This window comes from Streptomyces prunicolor NBRC 13075, from assembly GCF_000367365.1.
Classification (GTDB): domain Bacteria; phylum Actinomycetota; class Actinomycetes; order Streptomycetales; family Streptomycetaceae; genus Streptomyces; species Streptomyces prunicolor.
In genome coordinates, this window is record NZ_BARF01000057.1 from 1 (window position 1) to 22,802 (window position 22,802).

The window sequence follows — 22,802 nt, forward strand, 5'->3', positions numbered from 1 at the left end:
TGATTTGTGCCGACCCGGGGCCAGAAGTCGGACGGGCTGGATGTTGTCCGCACGCACTGAAGAGGCAAGCCCCCCTCCCGACTGCGCCTACAAACCCGGCAGCACCTGCGCGAAGAACTCCCTGTCCGCGTCGAACAGCGGAGTCATCGTCAGGAACTCCGCCGAGGTGACCCAGCGGACCTCGGAGACCTCGCCCGGGTCGGGGACGATCGTGCCGTTGCCTGTTTCGGTGGCGGTCCACCAGTGGAGGCGGAAGGTGCCGTCGTCCGTCTCGGACTGCCAGACCTTGGACAGGGGGGAGACCGTGAGGCCGACCTCCTCGTGGACCTCTCTGACCAGGGCCTCTTCCTGGGTCTCGCCGGGTTCCAGTTTGCCGCTGAGCGGGGCCCAGTAGCCGGAGCGGGCCGAGTCGGGGCCGCGGCGGATGACCAGGACCCGGTCCGCTCGTCGGAGGACGGCGACGATCGCCTCACGCTGGGCCAAGCGGGCTCCTAGAGTTCGGGGCGGCCGGTGGCCACCGCGTAGAAGGCTACGGCAGCTGCGGCGCCGACGTTGAGGGAGTCGACGCCGTGGGCCATGGGGATGCGGACCCATTCGTCGGCCGCCACCAGGGCTTGGGTCGACAGGCCGTCGCCCTCGGCGCCCAGCATCAGGGCGACCCGGTCCATGCGGTGCGGGGCCGCCTCGTCGAGGCTCTTCGCCTTTTCGTCGGGAGTCAGGGCCAGCAGTGTGAAGCCTGCCTCTCGGACCGACTCCAAGCCCTTGGGCCAGCTGTCCAGGCGGGCGTACGGGACCGAGAAGACCGCGCCCATCGAGACCTTCACGCTGCGGCGGTACAAAGGGTCCGCGCAGTCGGGAGACAGCAGGACCGCGTCCATGCCCAGGGCCGCCGCCGAGCGGAAGATCGCGCCGATGTTGGTGTGGTCGTTGACCGACTCCATGACGACGACCCTGCGGGTGGTCTGGAGGAGTTCGTCCGCCGTGGGGAGCGGTTTGCGTTGCATGGAGGCGAGTGCGCCTCGGTGGACGTGGTAGCCCGTGACGCGTTCGGCCAACTCCGGGCTCACCGCGTAGACCGGGGCCGGGAGTTCGTCGATGACGTCCCGCATGACGTCGACCCACTTCGCGGACAGCAGCATCGAACGCATCTCGTAGCCCGCGTCCTTGGCCCGTCTGATGACCTTCTCGCCCTCGGCGATGAACAGGCCCTCGGCCGGTTCGCGCTTGCGGCGCAGCTCTACGTCGGTCAGGCCCGTGTAATCACGCAGGCGCGGGTCGTCGGGATCCTCAACGGTGATGAGATCGGCCACAGGGTGATACTGCCTTGTCCTGGGTGTGGTGCCAACGGCTGGGAACGGGTTGTGTTACCCGGGGTTACGCAGATGCCACGGATTACGCGGAGGTCTTCGGGCCCACGGTGACCACCGCGCCGATGACGATCACCGCCGGCGGCTTCACGTCCTCGGCGCGTGCCGTCTCGCCGACCGTCGCGAGCGTTGCGTCCACGCGGCGCTGGGCGGCCGTCGTGCCCTCCTGGATCAGGGCGACGGGGGTGTCGGCCGACTTGCCGTGCGCGATCAGGGTTTCGGCGATCTTTCCGATCTTGTCCACGCCCATGAGGATCACGAGGGTGCCGGTGAGCTTGGCGAGGGACGGCCAGTCGACCAGCGAACGCTCGTCGTCAGGGGCCACATGGCCGCTGACCACCGTGAACTCGTGTGCGACACCCCTGTGGGTGACGGGGATTCCGGCCGCGCCCGGTACCGAGATCGAGCTGGAGATGCCGGGTACGACCGTGCACGGGATGCCTGCCTCGGCCAGCGCCTGGACCTCCTCCATGCCACGGCCGTAGACGAAGGGGTCGCCGCCCTTGAGGCGGACCACCGACTTGCCCTGCTTGGCGTGTTCGATCAGGGCGTTGTTGATGGCCTCCTGGGCCATGTAACGGCCGTAGGGGATCTTCGCCGCGTCGATCACCTCGACGTGCGGGGGGAGTTCGGCGAGGAGGTCGCGGGGGCCGAGGCGGTCGGCGATGACCACGTCGGCCTCCGCGAGGAGGCGGCGGCCGCGGACCGTGATCAGGTCCGGGTCGCCGGGGCCGCCGCCGACGAGGGCGACGCCCGGGGTGCGGGTGCGGTGGTGGGGGGCGACGAGGGTGCCGTCGCGCAGGCCCGCGACCACCGCGTCGCGGATCGCGGCGGTGTGGCGGGGGTCGCGGCCGCGCGCGTCCGTGGTGAGTACGGCGATCGTGACGCCCTCGCTGTGGCCCGTCGCCGGGGTCCATGCGGTGGCCTGGTCGGCGTCGTCGGAGCGGACGCACCAGACGCGGTGCGCTTCCGCCTCGGCGGAGGCCCGGTTGTTGGCTTCCGGGTCCGTGGTGGCGATCAGGGCGTACCAGGCGTTCGCCAGGTCGCCTTCCGCGTACGGGCGGCGCTCCCAGGTGATCTCGCCCGCGTCCGCCATCGCCTCCACGGAGGGGGTCGCTTCGGGAGATACGAGGGTGATGTCCGCGCCTGCCGCGATCAGCGCGGGGAGGCGGCGTTGGGCGACCTGGCCGCCGCCGAGGACGACGACCCTGCGGCCGGTGAGGCGGAGGCCTACGGGGTAGGCGGGATTTTCGGCCATGAGGGTGCGGCTCCTCGGACGGGCGTGCGGTGGGCGCTACGGCTCTGGAGCGGCCCTGACGTGCGGATTTTAGAGTGCGTTCAGCGTACGGCGGGGGTGGGGTGGGCGCGACGGAACGCGTGCCCACCCCACCCCCGGTCCGGGTCGGTCTACTTCTCGGTGACGCCGGCCGAGTCGAATGTCGCCACCTCGTGCATCGCCCGCGCCGTGCTCTGCACCAGCGGCAGGGCCAGCAGCGCGCCCGTGCCCTCGCCGAGGCGGAGGTCCAGGTCGACCAAGGGGCGCAGGCCGAGCTTGTTGAGCGCGGCCACGTGACCGGGTTCGGCGCTGCGGTGGCCCGCGATGCAGGCCGCGAGGACCTCGGGCGCGATCGCGCGGGCCACGAGAGCCGCCGCGCCCGCGCTGACGCCGTCCAGGATCACCGGCGTACGCAGGGACGCGCCGCCGAGCAACAGGCCGACCATGGCCGCGTGTTCGAAGCCGCCGACCGCGGCGAGGACGCCGATGGGGTCGGCCGGGTCCGGCTGGTGGAGTTCGATCGCGCGGCGCACGACCTCCGTCTTGCGGGCGAGGGTCTCGTCGTTGATGCCGGTGCCCCTGCCCGTCACCTCCGCCGGGTCGGTGTCCGTGAAGACCGAGATCAGGGCTGCGGACGCCGTCGTGTTCGCGATGCCCATCTCACCTGTGAGCAAAGCCTTGTTGCCGGCCGCCACCAGGTCGCGGGCCGTCTCGATGCCCACCTCGATGGCCTGCTTGGCCTCCTCGCGGGACATCGCCGGACCGGTCGTCATGTCGGACGTACCGGCGCGGATCTTGCGGGGCAACAGGCCTGGCGTTGCCGGGAGTTCGGAGGCCACGCCGACATCCACGACGCACACCTCGGCGCCCACCTGGCTCGCGAAGGCGTTGCAAACCGCCCCGCCGCCAAGGAAGTTGGCGACCATCTGGGCCGTGACCTCCTGCGGCCAGGGGGTGACGCCCTGCGCGTGCACACCGTGGTCGCCGGCGAAGATCGCGACGGCCGCGGGCTCCGGGATCGGCGGCGGGCACTGGCGGGACAGGCCGGACAGCTGCGCGGAGATGATCTCCAGCATGCCGAGCGAGCCCGGCGGCTTCGTCATCCGCTTCTGCCGCTCCCACGCCTCGCCGAGCGCCTTCGCGTCCAGCGGGCGGATACCGGCGACGGTCTCGGCGAGCAGATCGTGCGGGTCCTCGCCGGGCAGCGCCCGACGGCCGTACGTCTCCTCGTGCACGACCCACGACAGCGGGCGGCGCTTGGACCAGCCGGCCTGCATCAGCTCGGGCTCGTCCGGGAACTCGTCGACGTAGCCGACGCAGAGGTACGCGATGACCTCCAGGTGCTCCGGCAGGCCGAGCGCGCGGACCATCTCGCGCTCGTCGAAGAAGCTGACCCAGCCGACGCCGAGGCCCTCGGCGCGGGCGGCGAGCCAGAGGTTCTCGACGGCGAGGGCGGCGGAGTACGGCGCCATCTGCGGCTGGGTGTGGCGGCCGAGGGTGTGGCGGCCGCCGCGGGTCGGGTCGGCGGTGACGACGATGTTCACCGGGGTGTCGAGGATGGCCTCGATCTTCAGTTCCTTGAACTGCTTCGCCCTGCCCTTCGGCAGCGACTTCGCGTACGCCTCGCGCTGGCTCTGGGCGAGTTCGTGCATGTTCCGGCGGGTGTCGGCGGAACGGATGACCACGAAGTCCCACGGCTGCGAGTGGCCGACGGACGGCGCGGTGTGCGCCGCCTCCAGGACGCGCAGCAGCACGTCGTGCGGGATCGGGTCGCTGCGGAAGCCGTTGCGGATATCCCGACGCTCGCGCATCACCTTGAGCACGGCCTCGCGCTCGGCGTCGTTGTAGGCGGGTGCGGCAGGGCCGGTGGACTCTCGTACCTCTTCCACTGCGGCCGTGCTCTCTTCTTCCTGGTCGGCGGCCCGGGTGTCCAGGTCCTCCGCGTGCTGTACGAGTTCCGGTTCGAGCTCCGAGCCGGGGTCCGCCTCGCGGGGCGCGGGGACGGCGGCGAAGGCGTCCTCTGTGCCGCCCACTTGCTGCGCCGGTTGCTCCTCGGCGGGGAGGGTCAGCGGGTGCGGCGGGGTCGGTGCGAGGTGCGGGGTGGTGGGCACGGAGCCTTCCACCGGGACGAAACGGCCCAGGGAGTCGTCCGGGTGGGGCTGCGGCTGGAGCTGCAACTCCGGCTGCGGCTCCGGCTCCGATGGGGCAGCGGCCGGGAAGGCGGCATCCTCGGGGGCTGTCGGCTCCGTCACATGGAATTCGGCGGCTACGACGGGCTCGGGGGCCGGAGTTGCTTCGGCCTCGGGGACGGCAAGGGGTACGACCTCGGGGGTGAGAGGTGCCTCAACTCCCGCGAAAGCGACCGGAGTTGGCCCGACTTCCTGAATATCGTCAGCGGTCTCGTCGACCGGGGTGATCTCGTGAGCGTGCGGGGCCTCGAGAACCTGGTCGGGGGCAAGGACGACGGGGACGGGGGCGTACGCGACGTCCTCTGCCTGGACCGGCTCCGGGGCGAGTACCTCTTCGGGGATCTGGTCAGGGATGACTACGGCTTCAGGTGCGGGGTGGAAGGCGGGGGCCGGGTCGACGGCTTGCGGGAGGACGTCTTCGGGAGCCTGGTCGACGCCGTACGCGAGTCCGGTCTCGGGACCCGCCTCGGCGCCGAAGGGCTCAGCGGCCTGAGCGAACGCCGGCTCCGCAACCTGCTCGGCACCGTGGACCGCCTCGGCCTCAGCGCCCTGCTCGTCAGCGGTGCCCTGCTCGTCAACGGCAGCGAACCCGGCGTCGAAGCCCTCTCCGGTTCCCGCCACGCCAACGGCCTCCGGCAGCACCTGGCCCTCGGAAGCGAACGCCCCCTCGGAACCCGGCACGATCTCGAACTCCGGCGTGGCATCGGCCCCCGGCGCGACCTCGGTCCCCGGCACGGCGGCCTCCGCCTCCGGCGCAACCTCCGTACCCGGCACGGCAACCGCAGCGGCGACCTGCTCCGGCTCCTGCCCGGCGTTCACAGCAAACGCGTCCTCGGCCACCGGGTCAGCCACCAGGGCACCCGCGCCCTCCGGCACGTACCCGGCGTCAACACCGTGTCCGTCGCCGCCCGGCGCGAACCCCGCCTCGGGGCCCTGCTCATCCACCGGCGCCTGAACCTGCACCTGAACCTGCGCTGGTGACTGCTCCGGTACCTGCGCCTGGTCCTTCCCGGCGATCAAACCCTCGGCGCCCTCCGGCAGTTGGCCCGCCTCGGGAACACCGGCGTTTCCGGAACTCTCCGTGCTCACGTGGGCAAACGCAGCGGCAGGCTCCCCCGCGAACGACTGCCCATGCCCCTGCCAGGCTCCACCGGCATCGGGAGCCTGCGCCAAGCCGGCACCCGTACCTGTACTTACGCCAACGCTCTTGACCGGATCCGGCTCAGGCACGACAACCCCGGCGTCCAAGGCCATGGCGATGCCACCGCCGACGGACCCACCCGCCGATTCGCCAACCGGAACAACCGTTTCCGCTCCCTGCACCCCTGCGCTCACCGGAACCTGCGCGCCCCAGGGAGCCGCGCCCTGCGGGGGCAGGTCGCGGAGTTGGGGTGCGTCGAAGTACTCGGGGCCGGTCGTCGGCGGGCCCTGCTGCCGTACCGGCGCGCCCGCGGGGCCTCGGTCGGCGAGGGAGCGGACCGGGCTCGCGGAGGTGTCGGGGAGGGGCGGGCCGAGGTGCAGCGGGCGGCGCGGCGGAACCGGCGCGGGCGGCGGCGATGCGGGCAGCCGGACGCCACCCAGATCGACCGAACCGCTGTCACGGCCGGCGGTCTCATGCGGACCGGGCTCATGCGCGGCGGCCTCGTGCGGAGCGGGCTCCTGGACCGTCTCGACGACGGGCTCGGGGGTGGGGGGCGGGACCTCGTTGCCCCAGGCGCCCTGGGCGCCCGGCAGCAGCAACAGGTCCTCGTCCTCGGCGGGGGTCTCGGAGAGGTAGGTGTACGCGCCGTGCGCGGGAACGCCTGGCTGTTCCACCATGCCTGCGTTCTCCGGCAGCCCCTCGGCCGGGATCTGGCCGGTGTCGGTCATGCGTACCCCTTGCCCATCGGTTAGTGCTTCTACGACCCGCTCACCGGGAACGGCGCACCGACCGCCCCGCAGTGGAGAACGAGCGTGCCTGTCCAGCGGCACGAACGACCCGACGCCAAAAAGCGACAAAGCCATTTAGACGACAAAGCCATTGACTGGCATTGTCGCGGCCGTTGCGCCGTCGCGACAGGTTGACCCGCGACGGCCCGCTGTGGACTGCGCCACGTTGCGCGTCCTCCGGTTCCGCCGTACCACACTCACCCCAAAACGGGCGGGTTTTCCGGACATTGACGAACGAAGTGCCGGGTCACCCGATGCGGTACAACAGTCCGCCAGCCTACCGCGCGCAGTACGACAACAGGATCACGGGGACGGTTCGAGGGGTCAGGAAACGCGCTCCGGAAGGAGGCCGCTGAGCAGGAACGCGACGCTCCGTTCCGTCTCCGTCCAGGCCCTGGTGTCGAGTTCGACGGACTGGAGGAGGGCGCACTCGACGTGGTAGCCGTGCTCCGTGAGGTCGCGGCCGACGAGTTCCGCCTCGTCGCGGGTCGAGGCGTGCGCCACGATGCGCTGCGGGCGCCGGTCGGCGACCGCGGAGACGACGGCCACTCCCCCGCCGCCGACCCGTACTACGTCAGGTTCGGGGAGGTTCTCCAGGATGTGCGGGGCGTCGCCCTGGACGATCTGGAGGTGCACGCCGAAGCTGCGTGCCGCGGAGTCGGTGCGGGTGCAGGCCTGGGTGTCGCGGTCGACGGCGATGACGGCTGCTCCGGCGCGGGCCGCCTCGATGGCGAAGGCGCCGCTGCCGCAGCCGATGTCCCACACCAGGTCTCCGACGCGCGGGCCCAGGCGGGCGAGTTGGGCGGCCCGGAGCAGATCCGTCTCACCTTCGCCGAGCTCGCCGCCGTAGGCCTCGGCGGGCAGGGTCCAGCCGCGGGCGACGGCGGCCGGGTCGCGGCCGGCGATCCAGCCCTCGCCGCTGGTTTTGGGGACGGCCGGGCCGACCGGGCCGCCCATGACGATGACGACGTTGGGGTCGCGCCAGGTGCGGTCGGCGGCCTTGTCGGAGGTGAGGACGGTGACCTGCTCGTGCTCGGTGCCGAGTTCCTCGCAGATGACGAAGGTGCGGTGGACGCCCTCCATGAGGAGACCGAGTTCGGCGGGGCCGGCGCCCGGTGAGGTGAGGACGGCGACCTTTGTGTGGGCCCGGCACACGTTCACCGCGCGTCGCAGGGTGCGCCTGTGTGCGACCACCACTTGTGCGTCGTCCCAGGGCATACCGGCGCGGGCGAAGGCGGCGGCCACGGAGGAGACCGCGGGGACGACTTCGACCTCCAGGCCGAACTCGGGGTCGTGCAGGGTCCGTACGACGCCGAAGAAGCCCGGATCCCCGTCGGCGAACACCACCGCCGTGCCGCGGTGCCCGGCGATGCGGCGGGCGGCGAGGGCGACGCTGCCGAGGCGGATGCGCTCGGCGCGCTCCGGTACCTCGGGGAGCGAGAGATGGTGGGGTGCGCCGGCCACCAGGGTGGCGGCCGCGAGGGCGGAGCGTGCCGCGGCGGTCAGCGGAGAGCCGTCCCAGCCGATCACCGTGACGCGGTCGGCCATCGTCGTCAGTCTCCAGGGGTAATTCGCAGGTCGTCGGGGAAAGCGGCCCGTACGCGGGCACCGTGAGGGTACCTGGTGCGGCTGGGCGGTGCTCCCTGGGCTGTACCCGCCGGTTTCAGTTCCAGTCGGCGAACGACGTGAAACCGTCGACGTCTTCGAGCTGTTCGGCCGTGCCCTCCAGGTCCTCGGGGAGGAGGCTCCACACGATGAAGTCGGTGCGGACGTCGGTCCAGGTGCCGTCGTCGCCGTGGACATGCGCTATGCACGCGCCCCGCAGGACGCCCTCGCTGATGCAGCCGATCTTCTGGGCCACCTGCTGGGAGGCCGTGTTGTCGGCGGCGGTGCGCAGTTCGATGCGCTCCAACTTCTGGTCCCCGAACAGCCATTGGGCGGTGGCGAGCGCGGCCTCGGATGCGTAGCCCTCACCGCGGGCCCAGGGCGCGATGATGTACGACAGCTCGGTGGACCTGATGTGCCAGTCGGTCTTGGTGAGTTGGACGATGCCGACCAGCCGTTGGGTGAGGAACTCGGTGACGGCGAGGTCGAGGCCGCGGCCCGAAGTGCGTTCGTCGGGCGCGTACTCGGTGATCCAACGGCGGGCCCGGGCCTCGGTGTAGGGCTGGGGGACGTCGGTCCAGGACCCGACCTGCTCGTCGTTCATCATCTCCGTCAGCGCGGGGATGTCGTCCTCGTCGAGGGGCCGCAGCACCAACCGCTCCGTGCTGATGGAGATGTTGGGGAAGGTGCTCGTCATGCGCCGCTCCGTAACCTTCGGAAAATGTTCCGGGCCTACCTGAACTGCCCAGCATGCAGCATGAAAGCAGGGAACCGCATCACGGGGTCCACTCATCGTGAGGGCGTGGACCCCGTGCGTGGTGATACGCCGTATACGCCCCCCGTCAGCCGGAAGTGACCGGCAGGACAGAGCCCTTGTACTTCTCCGCTATGAACTTCTTCACGTCGGAGGAGACGAGCAGCTTCGCGAGCTTCTCGACCCGGGGGTCGTCCTCGTTGCCGCGTTTGACGGCCAGGAGGTTGGCGTAGGGGTTGTCCTTCGCCGGCTCCAGGAGGATCGCGTCCTTGGCGGGGCTGAGGCCCGCGTCCTGGGCGTAGTTGTTGTTGATGACGGCCACGTCCAAGTCGTCGAGCGAGCGCGGCAGTTGGGCCGGGTCGAGCTCCTTGAACCTCAGGTGCTTCGGGTTGGACGAGATGTCGGCGGGCGACGCGTCCGTACCGGCGCCCTTCTTGAGGGTGATCAGCCCCTTGGCGGCGAGGAGTTTGAGGGCGCGTCCCTCGTTGGTGGTCTCGTTCGGCACGGCGACGGTGGCGCCGTCGGCGAGCTTCGCGATGTCCTTGATCTTCTTGGAGTACACGCCCATCGGCGGCAGGTACGCCTTGACGACCGAGACCAGGTCGGTGTTCTTGGACTTGTTGAACTCGTCCAGGAAGGGCTGGTTCTGGTAGAGGTTCGCGTCCAGCGAGCCCTCCTGGAGCGCGGTGTTCGGCAGGACGTAGTCCGTGAACTCCTTGATCTCCAGCTTCAGTCCGGCCTTCGTGGCCAGGTCGTCCTTGATGTACGTCAGGACCTCGCCGGCCGGTACGGCGGTGGCGCCGACGACGAGAGTGCCGTCGGCCTTGCCACCGCTCTTGCCCGAGTCGGAGCCCGAACCGCAGGCCGTGAGGCCGAAGACGGTCACGGCGAGTCCCGCCGCCGTGATGGCGATGCTCTTGCGCATGGTGATTCCCCCGATGCGGATCAGAAGGACGGAATGACGGAACCGGCGTACTTGTCCTCGATGAACTTCTTCACCTCGGGCGAAGTGAGCAGCTTCGCGAGCTTCTTGACGCGCGGGTCCTTCTCGTTGCCCTTCTTCACGGCGAGGAAGTTGCCGTACGGGTTGTTCGTCGCGGACTCCAGGATCAGGGCGTCCTTGGCGGGCTTCAGGCCCGAGGAGATGGCGTAGTTGCCGTTGATGACGGCCGCGTCGACGTCGTCCAGGGAGCGCGGGGTCTGGGCCGCCTCCAGCTCCTTGAACTTGAGCTTCTTCGGGTTCTTGGTGATGTCCGCGGGGGTCGCCTCGTTGCCCACACCGGACTTGAGGGTGATCAGCCCGTTCGCCGCGAGCAGCTTGAGGGCGCGGGCCTCGTTGACGCTGTCGTTCGGGACGGCGACGGTCGCGCCGCTCTTGAGGGCGTCGGCGCTCTTGACCTTGTGGGAGTAGAGGCCGAGCGGCTCCAGGTGGACCGTGACGACGGGCACGATGTGGGTGCCGTTCTTCTTGTTGAAGTCGTCCAGGTACGGCTGGTTCTGGAAGTAGTTGGCGCCCACCGAGCCGTCCTCCGTCGCCGTGTTCGGCGTGACGTAGTCGGTGAACTCCTTGACCTCCAGGTCGAGTCCGGCCTTCTTCGCCAGGTTCTTCTTGACGAAGTTCAGGATCTCGGCGTGCGGGGTCGGGCTCGCGGCGACGACCAACGGTCCGCTGTAGTCGGAGGAGGCCGAGGAGGAACCCTTGTCCGAACCGCAGGCCGAGAGCGCGAAGGTGAGCGCTCCGGCGGCGAGGACGGCGGTGGTGAGCTTTGCGGTGTTACGCACGAAAAGTGCCTTTCCTGAAGGGTGTTGCGTGGTACGACCCCGCGTTGGGTGGTGCGGGGAGCTATGGGGAGGGTGGGACAAGCGCCCCGGCTCAGACGGTCTCGCTCGTCGCGGTGGACGCCTTGAGCAGCCGGAGCCTCGGCCCGGCACCGGACTGTCCGCCGCGCCGGTGCAGCGAGCGGGCCGCGTAGTCGCCGGCGAACTGGATGAGGGAGATGACGACCGCGAGGATCGCCACGGTGATCCACATCAGCTGCGTCTCGAAGCGCTGGTAGCCGTAGCGGATGGCGATGTCGCCGAGGCCGCCCGCGCCGACCGTGCCGGCCATCGCGGAGTAGCCGATGAGCGCGACGATCGTGGTCGTGGTGCTGGAGATCAGCGAGGGCAGGGACTCCGGTACGAGGACCTTGCGTACGACGGTCCAGGTGTTGCCGCCCATCGACTGCACGGCCTCGACGAGCCCGCCGTCCACTTCCCGGACAGCCGTCTCAACAAGGCGCGCGAAGAAGGGGATTGCGCCGATCGCGAGCGGCACGATGGCGGCCTCGCGGCCGATGGTCGTGCCGGTGATGGTCCGCGTGAAGTTCATCAGCGCGACCATGAGGATGATGAACGGCAGCGAGCGGGCGACGTTCACGATCTGCCCGATGACCTTGTTCGCGGCGACGTTCTGGAGCAGTCCGCCGCGGTCGGTCAGGACCAGCAGGATGCCGAGCGGAAGTCCGCCGACGACGGCGATGACCGTGGACCAGCCGACCATGTACAGCGTGTCCCAACACGCCTGGGACAGCAGGGGCTGCATCTCCGACCAGGTCACTTGGCACCTTCCTTCAGCAGTACGGGCTCCTGGCCCAACACGTCGATCTGCAGGCCCTGTTCGCGCAGGAAGCCGATCGGCACGACGTTGTCCTCGTAGCGGCCGGGCAGTTCGATGCGCATGCGGCCGACCTGGAGTCCGCCGACGGTGTCGATGGCGGCGCCGAGGATCGAGATGTCGATGTTGTAGGTGCGCGAGAGCTGGGAGATGACGGGCTGGGTGGCGGCCTCGCCGTGGAAGGTGACGTCGACGACCGTGCGGTCCGCGCTGTGCGCCTCGCCGCTGACCGGGAAGAGCGCGGAGGCCAGCTCGGAGCCCGGGGTCGCGAGCAGTTCGCTCACCGTGCCGGACTCGACGATGCGGCCGTTCCGCATCAGGGCGGCCGAGTCGCACACGTTCTTGACGACGTCCATCTCGTGGGTGATGAGCAGGACGGTCAGGCCCAGCTGCCGGTTCAGGTCGCGCAGCAGCTGGAGGATCGAGCGGGTGGTCTCCGGGTCGAGCGCGCTGGTGGCCTCGTCGGAGAGCAGCACCTTGGGGTCGCCGGCCAGCGCGCGGGCGATGCCGACGCGCTGCTTCTGGCCGCCGGAGAGCTGCGCCGGGTAGGACTTCGCCTTGTCGGCGAGCCCGACGAGGTCGAGGAGTTCGAGGGCCTTGGCGGACCGTTCCTTCCCGGACTTGCCAAGGATTTCGAGGGGCAGCTCGATGTTGTCCTGCACGGTCCGCGAGGAGAGCAGGTTGAAGTGCTGGAAGACCATGCCGATACGGCTGCGCGCCTGCCGGAGTTCCCGTCCGGCACGCGGTCCGCGCCCGGCGAGGGCGGTGAGGTCCTGCCCGGCGACGGTGACCGTCCCGGCGGTGGGCTTCTCCAGCAGGTTGACGCAGCGGATGAGCGAGGACTTGCCGGCGCCGGACTGGCCGATGACGCCGTACACCTCGCCTTCGCGGACGTGGAGATCGACGCCGTCGAGGGCGGTGACCTCACGGCCGCGTGAGCGGTAGACCTTGGTCAGGCCCGATGTGGTGATCACTGGGGTTCCATGACTGTCGGGTACGCGGGCGTGGGTGTGCCCTGGTACGAGGGGGGAAATGTGCGCGGGGCGGCGTCAGTCACGTACGACATACGAGGTACGGACATGCCACAGCGGCTCGCTTCGGGGCGCGAGGCTCGGGGCGCAAAGCCCGGAGGTGGTGCGGGGGCCCTCTAGAAGGCGCACATTCGACACATACAACGAGCACCGGGCGTCAGGGTCGCCTCGGTCGCAAGGGTGCGGTAGCTCGTCGTGGTCATGGAATCAGTAAAGCAGACGTACGGTCCTGACAAAGGGCCGCTGTCCGCATGCCGGACAGCGGCGGACGCCCGTCAGCCACGCACGGAGATCTCCACTCCCCCCTCGCTGACCAGCGCGGACAAGGCTGACAGGTCACTCACAACAAGGTCGGCGTCGAGCTCGTGGGCCTGGTGGGTTGTGGCCAATGCCACGGTGATCATCCCGGCCGCGCGGCCCGCCTGGAGTCCCGCCGGGGCGTCCTCGAAGACGACACAGCGGGCCGGGTCGACGCCCAGCTGGCGGGCCGCGAGCAGGTAGGGCTCGGGGTCGGGCTTGCCGCGGGTGACGTCCTCGGCGACCACGAGGGTCTTGGGGAGGATGCCGGCGTGCGCGAGCCGGGCCTCGGCGAGCCGACGGGTGGCGGAGGTGACGACGGCCCAGCGGTCGGCGGGCAGCGAGTCGAGGAAGTCCCGGGTGCCAGGGAGCAGAACGGCACCCCCGTTGGGCACGTCCTCGACCTCAAGCGCCTCGATCCGGGCGACCGCGGCCGGGACGACATCGGCGGGCAGCAGGTCGGCGGCTATCGCCACGGCGGTCCGCCCGTGCAGCTCGACCCGGGCGAAGTCCTCGGCGGTGATCCCGAACTCCGCCGCCCACCGGGTCCAGCACCGGCGCACGGATTCGAGGGAGGAGACGAGCGTGCCGTCGTTGTCGAACAGGAGGGCTTCAGCGTGGATCTTCATGCACGCGACCCTACGGTCAGCGGCCTTATGGCCCGTAATAGGGTCACTGCATGCTTGATGCCCTGACGCTGGCGACCGGTGTCGCCGCGCTGCTGCTCGCCGCCTGGTGCGGGTGGGCGGCCTACCGTGATCAGCCGACCAAGGACTGGCACTTCATCGGCATGGCCGTCGTCACCCTGCTGACCCTGGTCCAACTGGTGGTCGGCATCGTGCAGTTGGCGCGCGGCGAGAAGGCGGAGCAGGGCACCGTGATCTTCGTGGCGTATCTGCTGGGCGCGTTCGCGACCGTCCCTGCGGCGGGTCTCATGTCACTGACGGAGCGCACACGTTGGGGTTCGATCACGGTCGCGGCCGGCGGTGTGGTCCTCGCCGTGCTCGAAGTGCGGCTCTACGACATCTGGGGAAGCTGAGATGACCACCGTGGAAGAGAACACCGTGGAAGAGAAGCCGAAGCGGCTCATCAGCGGGCCCGGCATGCTGCTCGTCTGGTTCTACGGCGTGATGGTCGTCGGCGCGGTGTCCCGCTCCGTCTACCAGATCGCCACCGAGTTCGACCGGGCCCCGCTCGCCTACTCGCTGTCCGCCGTCGCGGGTGTGGTGTACGGATTCATCACGTACTCCCTGATCCGCGGCGGCGAAAGGGCCCGCCTGGCGGCACAGGCGTGCTGCGCCGCCGAACTCGCGGGTGTCCTCGTCGTCGGTACGTTGACCGTGATCGACAGCTCGGCCTTCCCGGACGCGACGGTCTGGTCGTACTACGGCGCGGGGTACATCTTCATCCCCGTGCTGCTGCCGCTGTCCGCGCTGTACTGGCTGCGGAAGAACCGCACGGCCGACGCCGGCGACACGGCCGACACCGTCACGCCGTAGCGACGTATGCCTCGACCGGCTTCTCCAGGACGATCATCGGTACGCCGTCGTCGCCCTGGGAGGTGCCTACGGTCTCGTAGCCGACGCGGCGGTACAGGCGGAGGTTGCCCTCGCTGCGGTGGCCGGTGTGCAGGCGGAACTTCTTGGCGCCGCGCTCTCCGGCGAGGGCCGATTCGGCCGCGCGGAGGAGGCGGGCGCCGATGCCGTGGCCCTGGAGGCGCGGGTGGACGCAGAGTTTGCCGATGGCCGCAGCGCCGTCCTCGGTCACCGTGCCGCGGACCGATCCGACCACCTCCTCGCCCAGCCGGGCGACGAAGACGCAGTCGGAACCGACCTCGTCCCGGACCGAGTCGAGGCTCTGGACGAGCGGGTCGATGCGGTAGTTGCCGTACAGCGCCGCCTCGCTCTGGAAGCACAGGTACTGCAGCCTGAAGATCTGCTCTGAGTCCTGCTCGGTCGCCACCGAGATGGTCACGCTCATGCCCATGTGCGCACGCCTCCCGCTCACCTGATCGCCATGTGGTTCCTCACTCCTATCCCCGTGCTTCGTGGGCCGCAACCTCCGGCGTCAGCAATCGCCGAAGACATCCCAGACATCTGGAACGTTCCGGGCCGAGACTGCCCTGTGAGATACCCAACTCCCCCGCGATCTCGCGGTAGGTGAGGTCCTTGGGCGACAGCAGCGCCTCCATGAGCCGCGGGCAACGGCCCGGCAATCGCCTCACCGCGTCATGCAGCGCACGATGCCGCGCCGCCGTGAGCGCGGCCTGCTCGGGGCCACGGTCGCTGTCGTCGGCAGGGTCATCGTCGTACGACTGTTCGAGGCGGGCGGTACGGCGGGTGCGCTGGGCCTCCGAGCGGACCGCGCGGCGGAGCCAGCGCTGGGGGTCGACCGGGGGGCCGGAGGCGTCGAGGCGTTCCAGGAGGCGGAGCCAGACGGCCTGTTCGAGGTCGCCGGGCTCGGTTCCGGCGGCATATGCCTCGGCGGAGGCCTCGGCGGCGAGCAAGGGGCGCAAGGTGGCGACAAGTTGGTGCGTCATATGCGGCACGACGCGACCGCCCTGGCACAAGGTTGCCGGGACGGCCGTCTGTCACTCCAACGGGGCGGCGGGCTCAGCCGTTGACGAAGTCCGCGCGGGCCAGCAGGCCGGTGTCGGCGTTGTCGGTGAAGACACCGTCGATGCCGGTGGCGAAGTACCGCTTGAAGGCGCCGAACGCGTCGCCGTAGGCGTCCGCGGCGCTGCCCTTGCGGTACTCCAGCGGCAGGAAGGGGTTCTCGTTGCGCATGGTGTAGGGGTGCAGGATGAGGCCCGCCTTGTGCGCGTCGGCGACCAGGGTGGTCTCCTTGTTCAGGCTGCCGTCGGCGTTCTTCGTGATGATCAGGTCGAGCGTCGGGCCCAGGCCGTCCGCGTACCGCGCGATCTCGGCGAGACCCTTCGGCGTGACCAGGTCGTCGACCGTGCGCGGGTCACCCTGGTCGATGAAGTCGAAGGGCTGGGTGCCCGTGCCGGACAGCAGCACGACCAGCGGGTTGCCGACGAGCTTGTTGATCTTCGCGATGCTGGTCGGCTCGAAGGACTGGATGAGGACGGGCGAGTTCTTACGGTCCTTGCCGTGCTTGCGCAGGATCGTCGAGAGCAGCTTCTCCATCTCGAATCCGCGCTTGCGGAAGTAGGTGGGGTGCTTCATCTCGGGGTAGATCCAGACCTGCTTGCCGCGCTTACGGGTCTGCTCGTCCTGCCACTTGAGGACCTCCTCAAAGGTGGGGATCTCCCAGCGGCCGTTGTAGAGCATGTTGTGCGGGCGGTTGACCGGAATGCGCTCGATCGCGCGCAGGGTCTTCAGCTCGGCGAGCGTGAAGTCCTCGGTGAACCAGCCGGTCGTGGAGACACCGTCCAGCAGCTTGGTGGTCTTGCGGGAGGCGAACTCGGGGTGGTCCGCGACGTTCGTCGTGCCGCCGATCTCCGGCTCGTGCCGGCAGACCAGGTGACCGTCCTTGGTGGGGACGAGGTCACCGGCCTCGACGATGTCGGCGCCCATGTCGAGGGCCAGGTTGTACGACCCGAAGGTGTGCTCCGGGCGGTAGCCGCTGGTGCCGCGGTGACCGACGATCGTCGGCTTGGGCAGGTCCTTCAGGCCGCCGCCTCCGTGGCGGGCCGTCGTGGCCTCGGCGGCTCTCGCCGCGCCCGCCGGTCCGAGTGCGGCCACTCCCGCGCCGAGTACGGCGGCGCCGAGCAGCGCCCGTCGTCCGGTGCCGTTCAGTCGCTCGTTCGGCCCCTGTGTTCCCTGCGTGTCCATGAAACCTCCTGCGTCGCCCCGTCGCTGCGCGCCGATCGTAGGTGCGCGTACATGACGAACGGGAGACCTCGGCCGGAACACGGCGGTGACGCTGGATGTCCTGAGCAAGGCGAGGTTTGACACGGCATCAGCAAGGAACGCGAGATGTGTCACAACATGGCGGCCCGGTTACGGGACGGTCCTGGCGCGGCACCGCAGGTAAACGTGCGTCAACACTGCGTAAGACCTCGGTGAACCCGATGTGCAATACCCCGGGCGCCGCGAGTATCGTCCTCACCTGCACCGATTTATATCGAACCCCTTGACACCGGAGGGCCCGTTGTCCCGCTTCGCGCTCATCAAGGCACTGCTCGGACCGATCATGCGCCTGATGTTCCGCCCCCGGGTGGAGGGAATCGAGCACATCCCGGGAGACGGTCCGGTGATCCTGGCCGGCAACCACCTCACGTTCATCGACTCGATGATCCTTCCGCTGGTCTGCGACCGGCAGGTGCTGTTCATCGGCAAGGACGAGTACGTCACCGGTGAGGGGTTCAAGGGGCGGCTCATGGCCTGGTTCTTCACGGGCGTCGGGATGATTCCGGTGGATCGGGACGGGGCGAACGGTGGGGTCGCGGCCCTGATGACCGGGCGGCGCATCCTGGAGGAGGGCAAGGTCTTCGGGATCTATCCCGAGGGGACGCGGTCGCCCGACGGTCGGCTGTACCGGGGGCGGACCGGGATTGCTCGGCTCACGATGATGACGGGGGCGCCTGTCGTTCCGTTCGCGATGATCGGGACGGACAAGTTGCAGCCGGGCGGGGCGGGGTTCCCTCGACCGGGGAAGGTCACTGTTCGGTTCGGTGAGGCGATGGAGTTCTCTCGGTATGAGGGGATGGATCGGGATCGGTATGTGTTGCGGGCTGTGACTGACTCCGTGATGACTGAGGTCATGCGGTTGTCGGGGCAGGAGTACGTGGATATGTACGCCACGAAAGCCAAGGCTGCGTAAGCCTCCGGCGGTCGACCGGTTTTCGGGTGCGGGTGCGTTGTGGCTGGTCGCGCAGTTCCCCGCGCCCCTTAAGGCATCGCCCTACCCGGCGTCTTCCAGTTCCTGGTTCTTCAGCATGAACCATGCTGCAACTGCCGTTGCCAGTAGGACTGTTGCGCCTACCGCTGATGCCACGCTGAGGCCGCTGACGAAGGCTTCTCTCGCCGACGTCAGCATTTCCTGGGACGCCTGGGTCGGCATACTTGCCGCCGCTTCCACCGCGCCGCCCAACGACTCGTGCGCCCCGCTCGGTGTTCCCGCCGGAGCTGCGAAGCCCCTGTACACGCCTGTCACGATCGAGCCGAGTACGGCGATTCCCAGGGCCGCGCCCAACTCGTAGGCCGTTTCCGAGACTGCTGAGGCCGCGCCCGCTTGCTCCTTCGGTACGGAGGAGAGGATGACGTCGGCTGTCACCGTGAAGGAGAAGCCGGCACCTACGCCGACGACCAGGAGGGCGGCGCCCAGGAGTGGGTAGCCGGTCGACTGGTTGAGGGTTGTCAGTACGGCCAGTGCCAGGCCCACTGCCGCCAGGCCGCCGGCGACCACCGCGCGCACCGAGAAGCGGCGGGCCACCCTTCCCGCGATCAGGCCGGCCGCCACCGCGCCCACCGCTGCGGGGATTTCGGCCAGGCCCGCCTCGAACGGGCCCCTGCCCTGGACCAGTTGCAGGTACTGGGAGAGGAAGAACACCAGGCCGGACAGGCCGATGATGGTCAGCAGGTCGGCCAGGACGGCCGCGCTGAAGCCGCGGTTGCGGAACAGGCGCATGTCCAACAGGGGGGCGGGGAGCGTGAGTTGGCGGCGGACGAACCAGTACAGGGCCGCCGCACCGAGTATGCCTACCGCCAGTGAGGGCAGCTCGAAGCCGCGGGTCGCGGCCTCCTTCACCGCGTAGACCACTCCGATCACGCCGATCAGGGACAGGACCACGCTGATCAGGTCCCACGGGCCCGGGTTGGGGTTCTTGGATTCCGGGAGCGTCTTGATGCCTACCAGGACCAGGACCGCCATCACCGGCAGGTTGATCAGGAAGACCGAGCCCCACCAGAAGTGTTCGAGCAGGAAGCCGCCCGCTACCGGGCCGACTGCCGTACCGGCGGAGGCTGTTGCGCCCCAGATGCCGACCGCGAGGCTGCGTTCGCGCGGGTCGTGGAAGATGTTGCGGATCAGGGCGAGGGTCGCGGGCATCAGGGTCGCGCCCGCGACGCCGAGGAGCGCCCGGGCCAGGATCATCAACTCGGGTGTGGATGCATAGGCGTTGAGGATCGAGATCGCGCCGAACGCCGTGGCTCCGATCAGCAGGATCTTCTTGCGGCCGATGCGGTCGCCGAGGCTGCCCATCGACACGAGCAGGCCCGCGATGACGAAGGAGTAGACGTCGCCGATCCAGAGGAGTTGGGTGCCGGTCGGCTTCAAGTCCTCGCTGATGTACGGGGTTGCGAGGCCCAGGACCGTCGCGTCCACGGCCACCAGCAGCACGGCGAGCACGAGGACGGAGAGCGCGAGCCAACGGCCCGGGCGCTTCTCCGTCTCCGTCGCGATCGCCGGCTGCAGGGTGCTGATCATGATCCCTCTCTCTGTGTTTCGTCTCGTCGCAGTGCGCCGCCGAGCAGCAGCTCGGCGATCATGCGGGTGAAGTCCTTGGGGGCGCCCTTGCCGCTCTGCACCATCCAGGCACCGGAGGCCAGCAGGCCGAACAGTGCCTCGGTGAGCCAGGCGGGCGTCAGGTCGATGCGGAACTCGCCGTTCTGCTGGCCGCGCCGGAACACGGCGGTGATGCGGTCGTCGATCCGGGCCCAGCCCGCGTGCTGTTCCTCGCCCTCGAACAGCTGGTTCTCGGTGTAGAGGAAGGCGAGCAGGCCGGCGGCCGGTTCGACCTCGCGGACGAGCCGTCGTACGGCGTCCTCGGCGGGGTTCTCATCCAGCCGCGCCGCCTCCAGCGCGGTCTCGCACTCCGCGATGCCGAGCGCCTCCAGCGCCCGTACGAGCGCGTCCCGACCCGCGAACTGGCGGTGCAGCGTGGCCCGGCTGATCCCGGCCGCCTTGGCGACCTCGTCCATGGTCGCGGTGGACTTACGGGTCAGCAGGGCCGCGGCAGCGCGGAGAGCGTGGTCACGGTCGAGAGCCATGAGACAACCATAACCCACATGAGACACTCATGTCTCATCGCGGGCATGGTCGTCTCACGAGGGGAGTGCCAGTAGTCAGGGGCTTCTCAGTGCCAGGGCAGCCGGCCGCGCTTCTCCCAGTACGTGCGCGGCTCCTCGGCGAGCGTCGCTAGGCGGGACAGCTGGTCGTCGTTCAGGTCCACGGCCGCCGCGTGCAGGTTGGAGGCGAGCTGGGCGGCGGTCGCGGCGCCGGACAGGGCCACGCCTGCCCAGGGCTCGCGCAGGATCAGGGCCAGGGCGATCGCGTCGGCGCCCGTGTTCGTTTCCTCGGCCACGGCCTTCAGCGCGTCCGGGGCGTACGGGTCCGCCAGCCTTCCGTTGGCCATGCCCTCCTTGACGATCACCGCGAGGCCGGCGTCGTGAGCCTCGGTGAGGGCCGGGCCCGCAGAGATCTCCAGGGCGTTGTACGTCGACTGGACGGTGCGGAAGAGGGGCTCGCCGTCCACCGTCACGGTGAGGGCGGCGCGGATCGCGTCCGCCTGGGCGGGGCCGCTGGTGGAGAAGCCGATGGTGACGCCCGTTGCCGCCAACTCGGCCAGTTTCGCGTGGAGTTCCTTGTCGGTGAGGGCCGGGCTGTCGGGGGTCACCGAGTGGATCTGGTAGAGGTCGAGGTGGGCGCCGAGCAGTTCGGCGGTCTCGGCGCGCTGGCGGTCGTAGGTCTGGACGCTGTGGTCCTTGACCTCGTGCTTCTCCGCGTCCGTGGTCCAGTCGGCGGTGTAGGTGTAGCCCCATTTGCTGCCGACCACGATGTCGTCCAGGTCGGGGTGGGTCTTCAGCCAGTCGGCCAGGAACTCCTCGGAGCGGCCGTAGGAGCGGGCTGCGTCGAAGTAGCGGACGCCTTGCGCGTAGGCGGCGTCGAGGAGTTCGTGGGTGCGGGTGCGGAGGGTTTCTACGGTGCGGGTCTCTCCGAGGTCTTTTTCTCGGCCCAGGTTGATGTAGCCGGGGCGGCCTACTGCGGCGAGGCCCAGTCCGAGGTGGCTGGTGGGGGTTGTTGCTGTTGCCAGTCGGGCGAAGGGCATCGCGGGCTCCGTCTTGGTCGGCTCCGGTAGGGCTGCTGACCAACGTAACCCGGGATGACCTGCGCTTCAGAGCTCGGGGGCTTGCGGTGGATTGGCGAGTGCAGGTACGTCGTGGCTTGTCGCGCCCACGCGGCAGAGCCGCACATCGATACAGCCCCGCGCCCCCAGAGGGCCTGCGGCCCTTGGGCGCGCGGCCCTACTTCTTCTTCGCCGTGGCCCACTCGTACTGAACCGCCAAGTCGCGCTTCACCTCTGCCAGTTGGATTGCTACCGCGCTCGGGGCCGTGCCGCCACGGGCGTTGCGGGAGGCCAGGGCGCCCGGGACGTTGAGGACGGACCGGACCTCGGGGGTGAGGTGGGCGGAGATCTTCGCGAACTGTTCGTCCGTGAGGCCGTCCAGTTCGATGCCCTCGGATTCGGCGACCTTGACGCACTCGCCGGCGACCTCGTGGGCCACCCGGAAGGGGACGCCCTGCTTGACCAGCCACTCGGCGATGTCCGTGGCGAGGGAGAAGCCGGCCGGGGCCAGTTCTTCCATGCGGTCGCGGTGGATGGTGAGGGTGGCCATCATGCCGGTGAACGCCGGGAGCAGGACCTCGAGTTGGTCGATGGAGTCGAAGACCGGCTCCTTGTCCTCCTGGAGGTCGCGGTTGTAGGCGAGGGGGAGGGCCTTGAGCGTTGCCATCAGGCCCGTGAGGTTGCCGATCAGGCGGCCCGACTTGCCGCGCGCCAACTCCGCGATGTCCGGGTTCTTCTTCTGCGGCATGATCGACGAGCCCGTGGAGAACGCGTCGTGCAGGGTCACGAAGGAGAACTCCTTCGTGTTCCAGATGATGATCTCCTCGGCGATCCGGGAGAGGTTCACCCCGATCATCGCCGTGATGAAGGCGAACTCCGCGACGAAGTCACGGGAGGCCGTTCCGTCGATGGAGTTCGCGACCGAGCCGTGCTCGAAGCCGAGGTCCTTCGCCACCGACTCCGGGTCCAGGCCGAGGGAGGAACCCGCGAGCGCTCCCGAGCCGTACGGGGAGACGGCCGTCCGCTCGTCCCACTGACGGAGGCGTTCCGCGTCCCGGGACAGAGGCTGTACGTGCGCCAGCACGTGGTGGGCGAACAGCACCGGCTGGGCGTGCTGAAGGTGGGTGCGGCCGGGCATCGCCACGTCCGGGTGGGCCTCCGCGAGGCCGACCAGCGCGTCCTGGAGGTCGGCGATGAGGCCGCCGATCGTGCGGGCGTGGTCGCGCAGGTACATCCGGAAGAGGGTGGCGACCTGGTCGTTGCGGGAGCGGCCCGCGCGCAGCTTGCCGCCGAGGTCGGGGCCGAGGATCTCCAACAGGCCGCGTTCCAGGGCCGTATGGACGTCCTCGTCGGCGATCGTGCCGACGAGGGAGCCGTCGGCGACGTTCGCTTCGAGCTGGTCCAGGCCCGCGAGCATGCGGTTCAGCTCGTCGTCCGTGAGGAGGTTCGCCTTGTGCAGCACGCGCGCGTGGGCGCGGGAACCGGCGATGTCGTAGGGCGCGAGCCGCCAGTCGAAGTGGACGGACGCGGACAGCTTCGCCAGGGCCTCGGCGGGACCGTCGGCGAAACGACCGCCCCAGAGCCGTACGTCACCGCTGTTGCTGCTCACTTGCGCTGCTCCTCAAAGGCCGTGGGTGGGTCGCGATGTTCCGCGTTGTCCCTGTGT

Annotated in this window: 21 protein-coding genes; 3 read left to right on the forward strand and 18 right to left on the reverse strand. The window is 69.6% G+C overall.

The features are described 5' to 3' along the window. Window positions 1–87 precede the first annotated feature (87 nt). The 11 genes from SPR02S_RS25490 to SPR02S_RS25540 all read right to left on the reverse strand — a co-directional run bounded on the left by SPR02S_RS25490 (window position 88) and on the right by SPR02S_RS25540 (window position 13,733). On the reverse strand, window positions 88–483 hold the full coding sequence (locus tag SPR02S_RS25490) for an NUDIX domain-containing protein (protein ID WP_019059836.1): 396 nt from the start codon (window positions 481–483) through the stop codon (window positions 88–90). Window positions 484–491: 8 nt separating this feature from the next. Then, window positions 492–1,310, reverse strand: a complete 819-nt coding sequence (locus tag SPR02S_RS25495) for a TrmH family RNA methyltransferase (protein ID WP_019059837.1) — start codon at window positions 1,308–1,310, stop codon at window positions 492–494. 82 nt (window positions 1,311–1,392) lie between these two features. Beyond that, the gene (gene cobA / locus SPR02S_RS25500; RefSeq protein WP_019059838.1) at window positions 1,393–2,625 is read right to left on the reverse strand and encodes a uroporphyrinogen-III C-methyltransferase; all 1,233 of its coding nucleotides are present in this window, start codon (window positions 2,623–2,625) and stop codon (window positions 1,393–1,395) included. A gap of 149 nt (window positions 2,626–2,774) precedes the next feature. Further along, window positions 2,775–6,701, reverse strand: a complete 3,927-nt coding sequence (cobT, locus tag SPR02S_RS25505) for a nicotinate-nucleotide--dimethylbenzimidazole phosphoribosyltransferase (protein WP_026150856.1) — start codon at window positions 6,699–6,701, stop codon at window positions 2,775–2,777. A gap of 384 nt (window positions 6,702–7,085) precedes the next feature. Continuing rightward, entirely contained in the window at window positions 7,086–8,309 is a 1,224-nt protein-coding gene (cbiE, locus tag SPR02S_RS25510; RefSeq protein WP_019059842.1) for a precorrin-6y C5,15-methyltransferase (decarboxylating) subunit CbiE, read from the reverse strand. Between the two features lie 115 nt (window positions 8,310–8,424). Beyond that, window positions 8,425–9,063 carry a GNAT family N-acetyltransferase gene (locus tag SPR02S_RS25515; protein WP_019059843.1) on the reverse strand — a complete coding sequence of 213 codons (639 nt, stop codon included), beginning with the start codon at window positions 9,061–9,063 and terminating at the stop codon, window positions 8,425–8,427. 145 nt (window positions 9,064–9,208) lie between these two features. Continuing rightward, window positions 9,209–10,045 (reverse strand): MetQ/NlpA family ABC transporter substrate-binding protein, encoded by an 837-nt coding sequence (locus SPR02S_RS25520; RefSeq protein WP_019059844.1) that lies wholly within the window; start codon window positions 10,043–10,045, stop codon window positions 9,209–9,211. 20 nt (window positions 10,046–10,065) lie between these two features. After that, window positions 10,066–10,902, reverse strand: coding sequence for a MetQ/NlpA family ABC transporter substrate-binding protein (locus SPR02S_RS25525; RefSeq protein WP_019059845.1), 837 nt, complete (start codon window positions 10,900–10,902; stop codon window positions 10,066–10,068). A 91-nt stretch (window positions 10,903–10,993) separates the two neighbouring features. Further along, entirely contained in the window at window positions 10,994–11,719 is a 726-nt protein-coding gene (locus SPR02S_RS25530) for a methionine ABC transporter permease (protein WP_019059846.1), read from the reverse strand. Beyond that, window positions 11,716–12,750: a methionine ABC transporter ATP-binding protein gene (locus tag SPR02S_RS25535; protein WP_019059847.1), complete on the reverse strand. Its 1,035-nt coding sequence runs from the start codon at window positions 12,748–12,750 to the stop codon at window positions 11,716–11,718. Before SPR02S_RS25535 ends, SPR02S_RS25530 begins: the two co-directional genes overlap by 4 nt. A 332-nt stretch (window positions 12,751–13,082) precedes the next feature. Then, entirely contained in the window at window positions 13,083–13,733 is a 651-nt protein-coding gene (locus SPR02S_RS25540; RefSeq protein ID WP_019059848.1) for an HAD family hydrolase, read from the reverse strand. 50 nt (window positions 13,734–13,783) lie between these two features. Between SPR02S_RS25540 and SPR02S_RS25545 the strand changes: the two genes are divergently transcribed. Both SPR02S_RS25545 and SPR02S_RS25550 read left to right on the forward strand, forming a co-directional pair. Continuing rightward, window positions 13,784–14,143, forward strand: a complete 360-nt coding sequence (locus SPR02S_RS25545) for a hypothetical protein (protein WP_019059849.1) — start codon at window positions 13,784–13,786, stop codon at window positions 14,141–14,143. A 1-nt stretch (window position 14,144) separates the two neighbouring features. Next, complete coding sequence (locus tag SPR02S_RS25550; protein WP_019059850.1) at window positions 14,145–14,603, forward strand: hypothetical protein; 459 nt, start codon at window positions 14,145–14,147, stop codon at window positions 14,601–14,603. Here the strand turns inward: SPR02S_RS25550 and SPR02S_RS25555 are convergent. From SPR02S_RS25555 to SPR02S_RS25565, 3 genes are all read right to left on the reverse strand, one after another. After that, window positions 14,593–15,090 carry a GNAT family N-acetyltransferase gene (locus tag SPR02S_RS25555; protein WP_019059851.1) on the reverse strand — a complete coding sequence of 166 codons (498 nt, stop codon included), beginning with the start codon at window positions 15,088–15,090 and terminating at the stop codon, window positions 14,593–14,595. The two genes, SPR02S_RS25550 and SPR02S_RS25555, sit on opposite strands and share 11 nt — an antisense overlap. 46 nt (window positions 15,091–15,136) lie before the next feature. Next, window positions 15,137–15,643 (reverse strand): sigma-70 family RNA polymerase sigma factor, encoded by a 507-nt coding sequence (locus tag SPR02S_RS25560; RefSeq protein WP_019059852.1) that lies wholly within the window; start codon window positions 15,641–15,643, stop codon window positions 15,137–15,139. Window positions 15,644–15,716: 73 nt separating this feature from the next. After that, window positions 15,717–16,901 (reverse strand): glycerophosphodiester phosphodiesterase, encoded by a 1,185-nt coding sequence (locus SPR02S_RS25565; protein ID WP_019059853.1) that lies wholly within the window; start codon window positions 16,899–16,901, stop codon window positions 15,717–15,719. 319 nt (window positions 16,902–17,220) lie between these two features. Between SPR02S_RS25565 and SPR02S_RS25570 the strand changes: the two genes are divergently transcribed. Then, the gene (locus SPR02S_RS25570) at window positions 17,221–17,892 is read left to right on the forward strand and encodes a lysophospholipid acyltransferase family protein (protein ID WP_019059854.1); all 672 of its coding nucleotides are present in this window, start codon (window positions 17,221–17,223) and stop codon (window positions 17,890–17,892) included. Window positions 17,893–17,973: 81 nt separating this feature from the next. Here SPR02S_RS25570 and SPR02S_RS25575 read toward each other — a convergent pair whose 3' ends face one another. The 4 genes from SPR02S_RS25575 to argH form a co-directional block, all read right to left on the reverse strand. Next, entirely contained in the window at window positions 17,974–19,497 is a 1,524-nt protein-coding gene (locus SPR02S_RS25575) for an MFS transporter (RefSeq protein WP_019059855.1), read from the reverse strand. Beyond that, window positions 19,494–20,060, reverse strand: coding sequence for a TetR/AcrR family transcriptional regulator (locus SPR02S_RS25580; protein WP_019059856.1), 567 nt, complete (start codon window positions 20,058–20,060; stop codon window positions 19,494–19,496). Before SPR02S_RS25580 ends, SPR02S_RS25575 begins: the two co-directional genes overlap by 4 nt. A gap of 86 nt (window positions 20,061–20,146) precedes the next feature. After that, window positions 20,147–21,118, reverse strand: coding sequence for an aldo/keto reductase (locus SPR02S_RS25585; RefSeq protein WP_019059857.1), 972 nt, complete (start codon window positions 21,116–21,118; stop codon window positions 20,147–20,149). A gap of 196 nt (window positions 21,119–21,314) precedes the next feature. Next, entirely contained in the window at window positions 21,315–22,745 is a 1,431-nt protein-coding gene (argH, locus tag SPR02S_RS25590; RefSeq protein WP_019059858.1) for an argininosuccinate lyase, read from the reverse strand. Between the last annotated feature and the right edge of the window lie 57 nt (window positions 22,746–22,802).

Excerpts from the sequence above, each read along its gene's own strand:
- cobA (WP_019059838.1), bottom strand. The coding sequence starts at position 2,625 with ATGGCCGAAAATCCCGCCTACCCCGTAGGCCTCCGCCTCACCGGCCGC.
- cobT (WP_026150856.1), bottom strand. The coding sequence starts at position 6,701 with ATGACCGACACCGGCCAGATCCCGGCCGAGGGGCTGCCGGAGAACGCA.
- cbiE (WP_019059842.1), bottom strand. The coding sequence starts at position 8,309 with ATGGCCGACCGCGTCACGGTGATCGGCTGGGACGGCTCTCCGCTGACC.
- SPR02S_RS25515 (WP_019059843.1), bottom strand. The coding sequence starts at position 9,063 with ATGACGAGCACCTTCCCCAACATCTCCATCAGCACGGAGCGGTTGGTG.
- SPR02S_RS25520 (WP_019059844.1), bottom strand. The coding sequence starts at position 10,045 with ATGCGCAAGAGCATCGCCATCACGGCGGCGGGACTCGCCGTGACCGTC.
- SPR02S_RS25540 (WP_019059848.1), bottom strand. The coding sequence starts at position 13,733 with ATGAAGATCCACGCTGAAGCCCTCCTGTTCGACAACGACGGCACGCTC.
- SPR02S_RS25545 (WP_019059849.1), top strand. The coding sequence starts at position 13,784 with ATGCTTGATGCCCTGACGCTGGCGACCGGTGTCGCCGCGCTGCTGCTC.
- SPR02S_RS25550 (WP_019059850.1), top strand. The coding sequence starts at position 14,145 with ATGACCACCGTGGAAGAGAACACCGTGGAAGAGAAGCCGAAGCGGCTC.
- SPR02S_RS25555 (WP_019059851.1), bottom strand. The coding sequence starts at position 15,090 with ATGGGCATGAGCGTGACCATCTCGGTGGCGACCGAGCAGGACTCAGAG.
- SPR02S_RS25560 (WP_019059852.1), bottom strand. The coding sequence starts at position 15,643 with ATGACGCACCAACTTGTCGCCACCTTGCGCCCCTTGCTCGCCGCCGAG.
- SPR02S_RS25565 (WP_019059853.1), bottom strand. The coding sequence starts at position 16,901 with ATGGACACGCAGGGAACACAGGGGCCGAACGAGCGACTGAACGGCACC.
- SPR02S_RS25575 (WP_019059855.1), bottom strand. The coding sequence starts at position 19,497 with ATGATCAGCACCCTGCAGCCGGCGATCGCGACGGAGACGGAGAAGCGC.
- SPR02S_RS25580 (WP_019059856.1), bottom strand. The coding sequence starts at position 20,060 with ATGGCTCTCGACCGTGACCACGCTCTCCGCGCTGCCGCGGCCCTGCTG.
- SPR02S_RS25585 (WP_019059857.1), bottom strand. The coding sequence starts at position 21,118 with ATGCCCTTCGCCCGACTGGCAACAGCAACAACCCCCACCAGCCACCTC.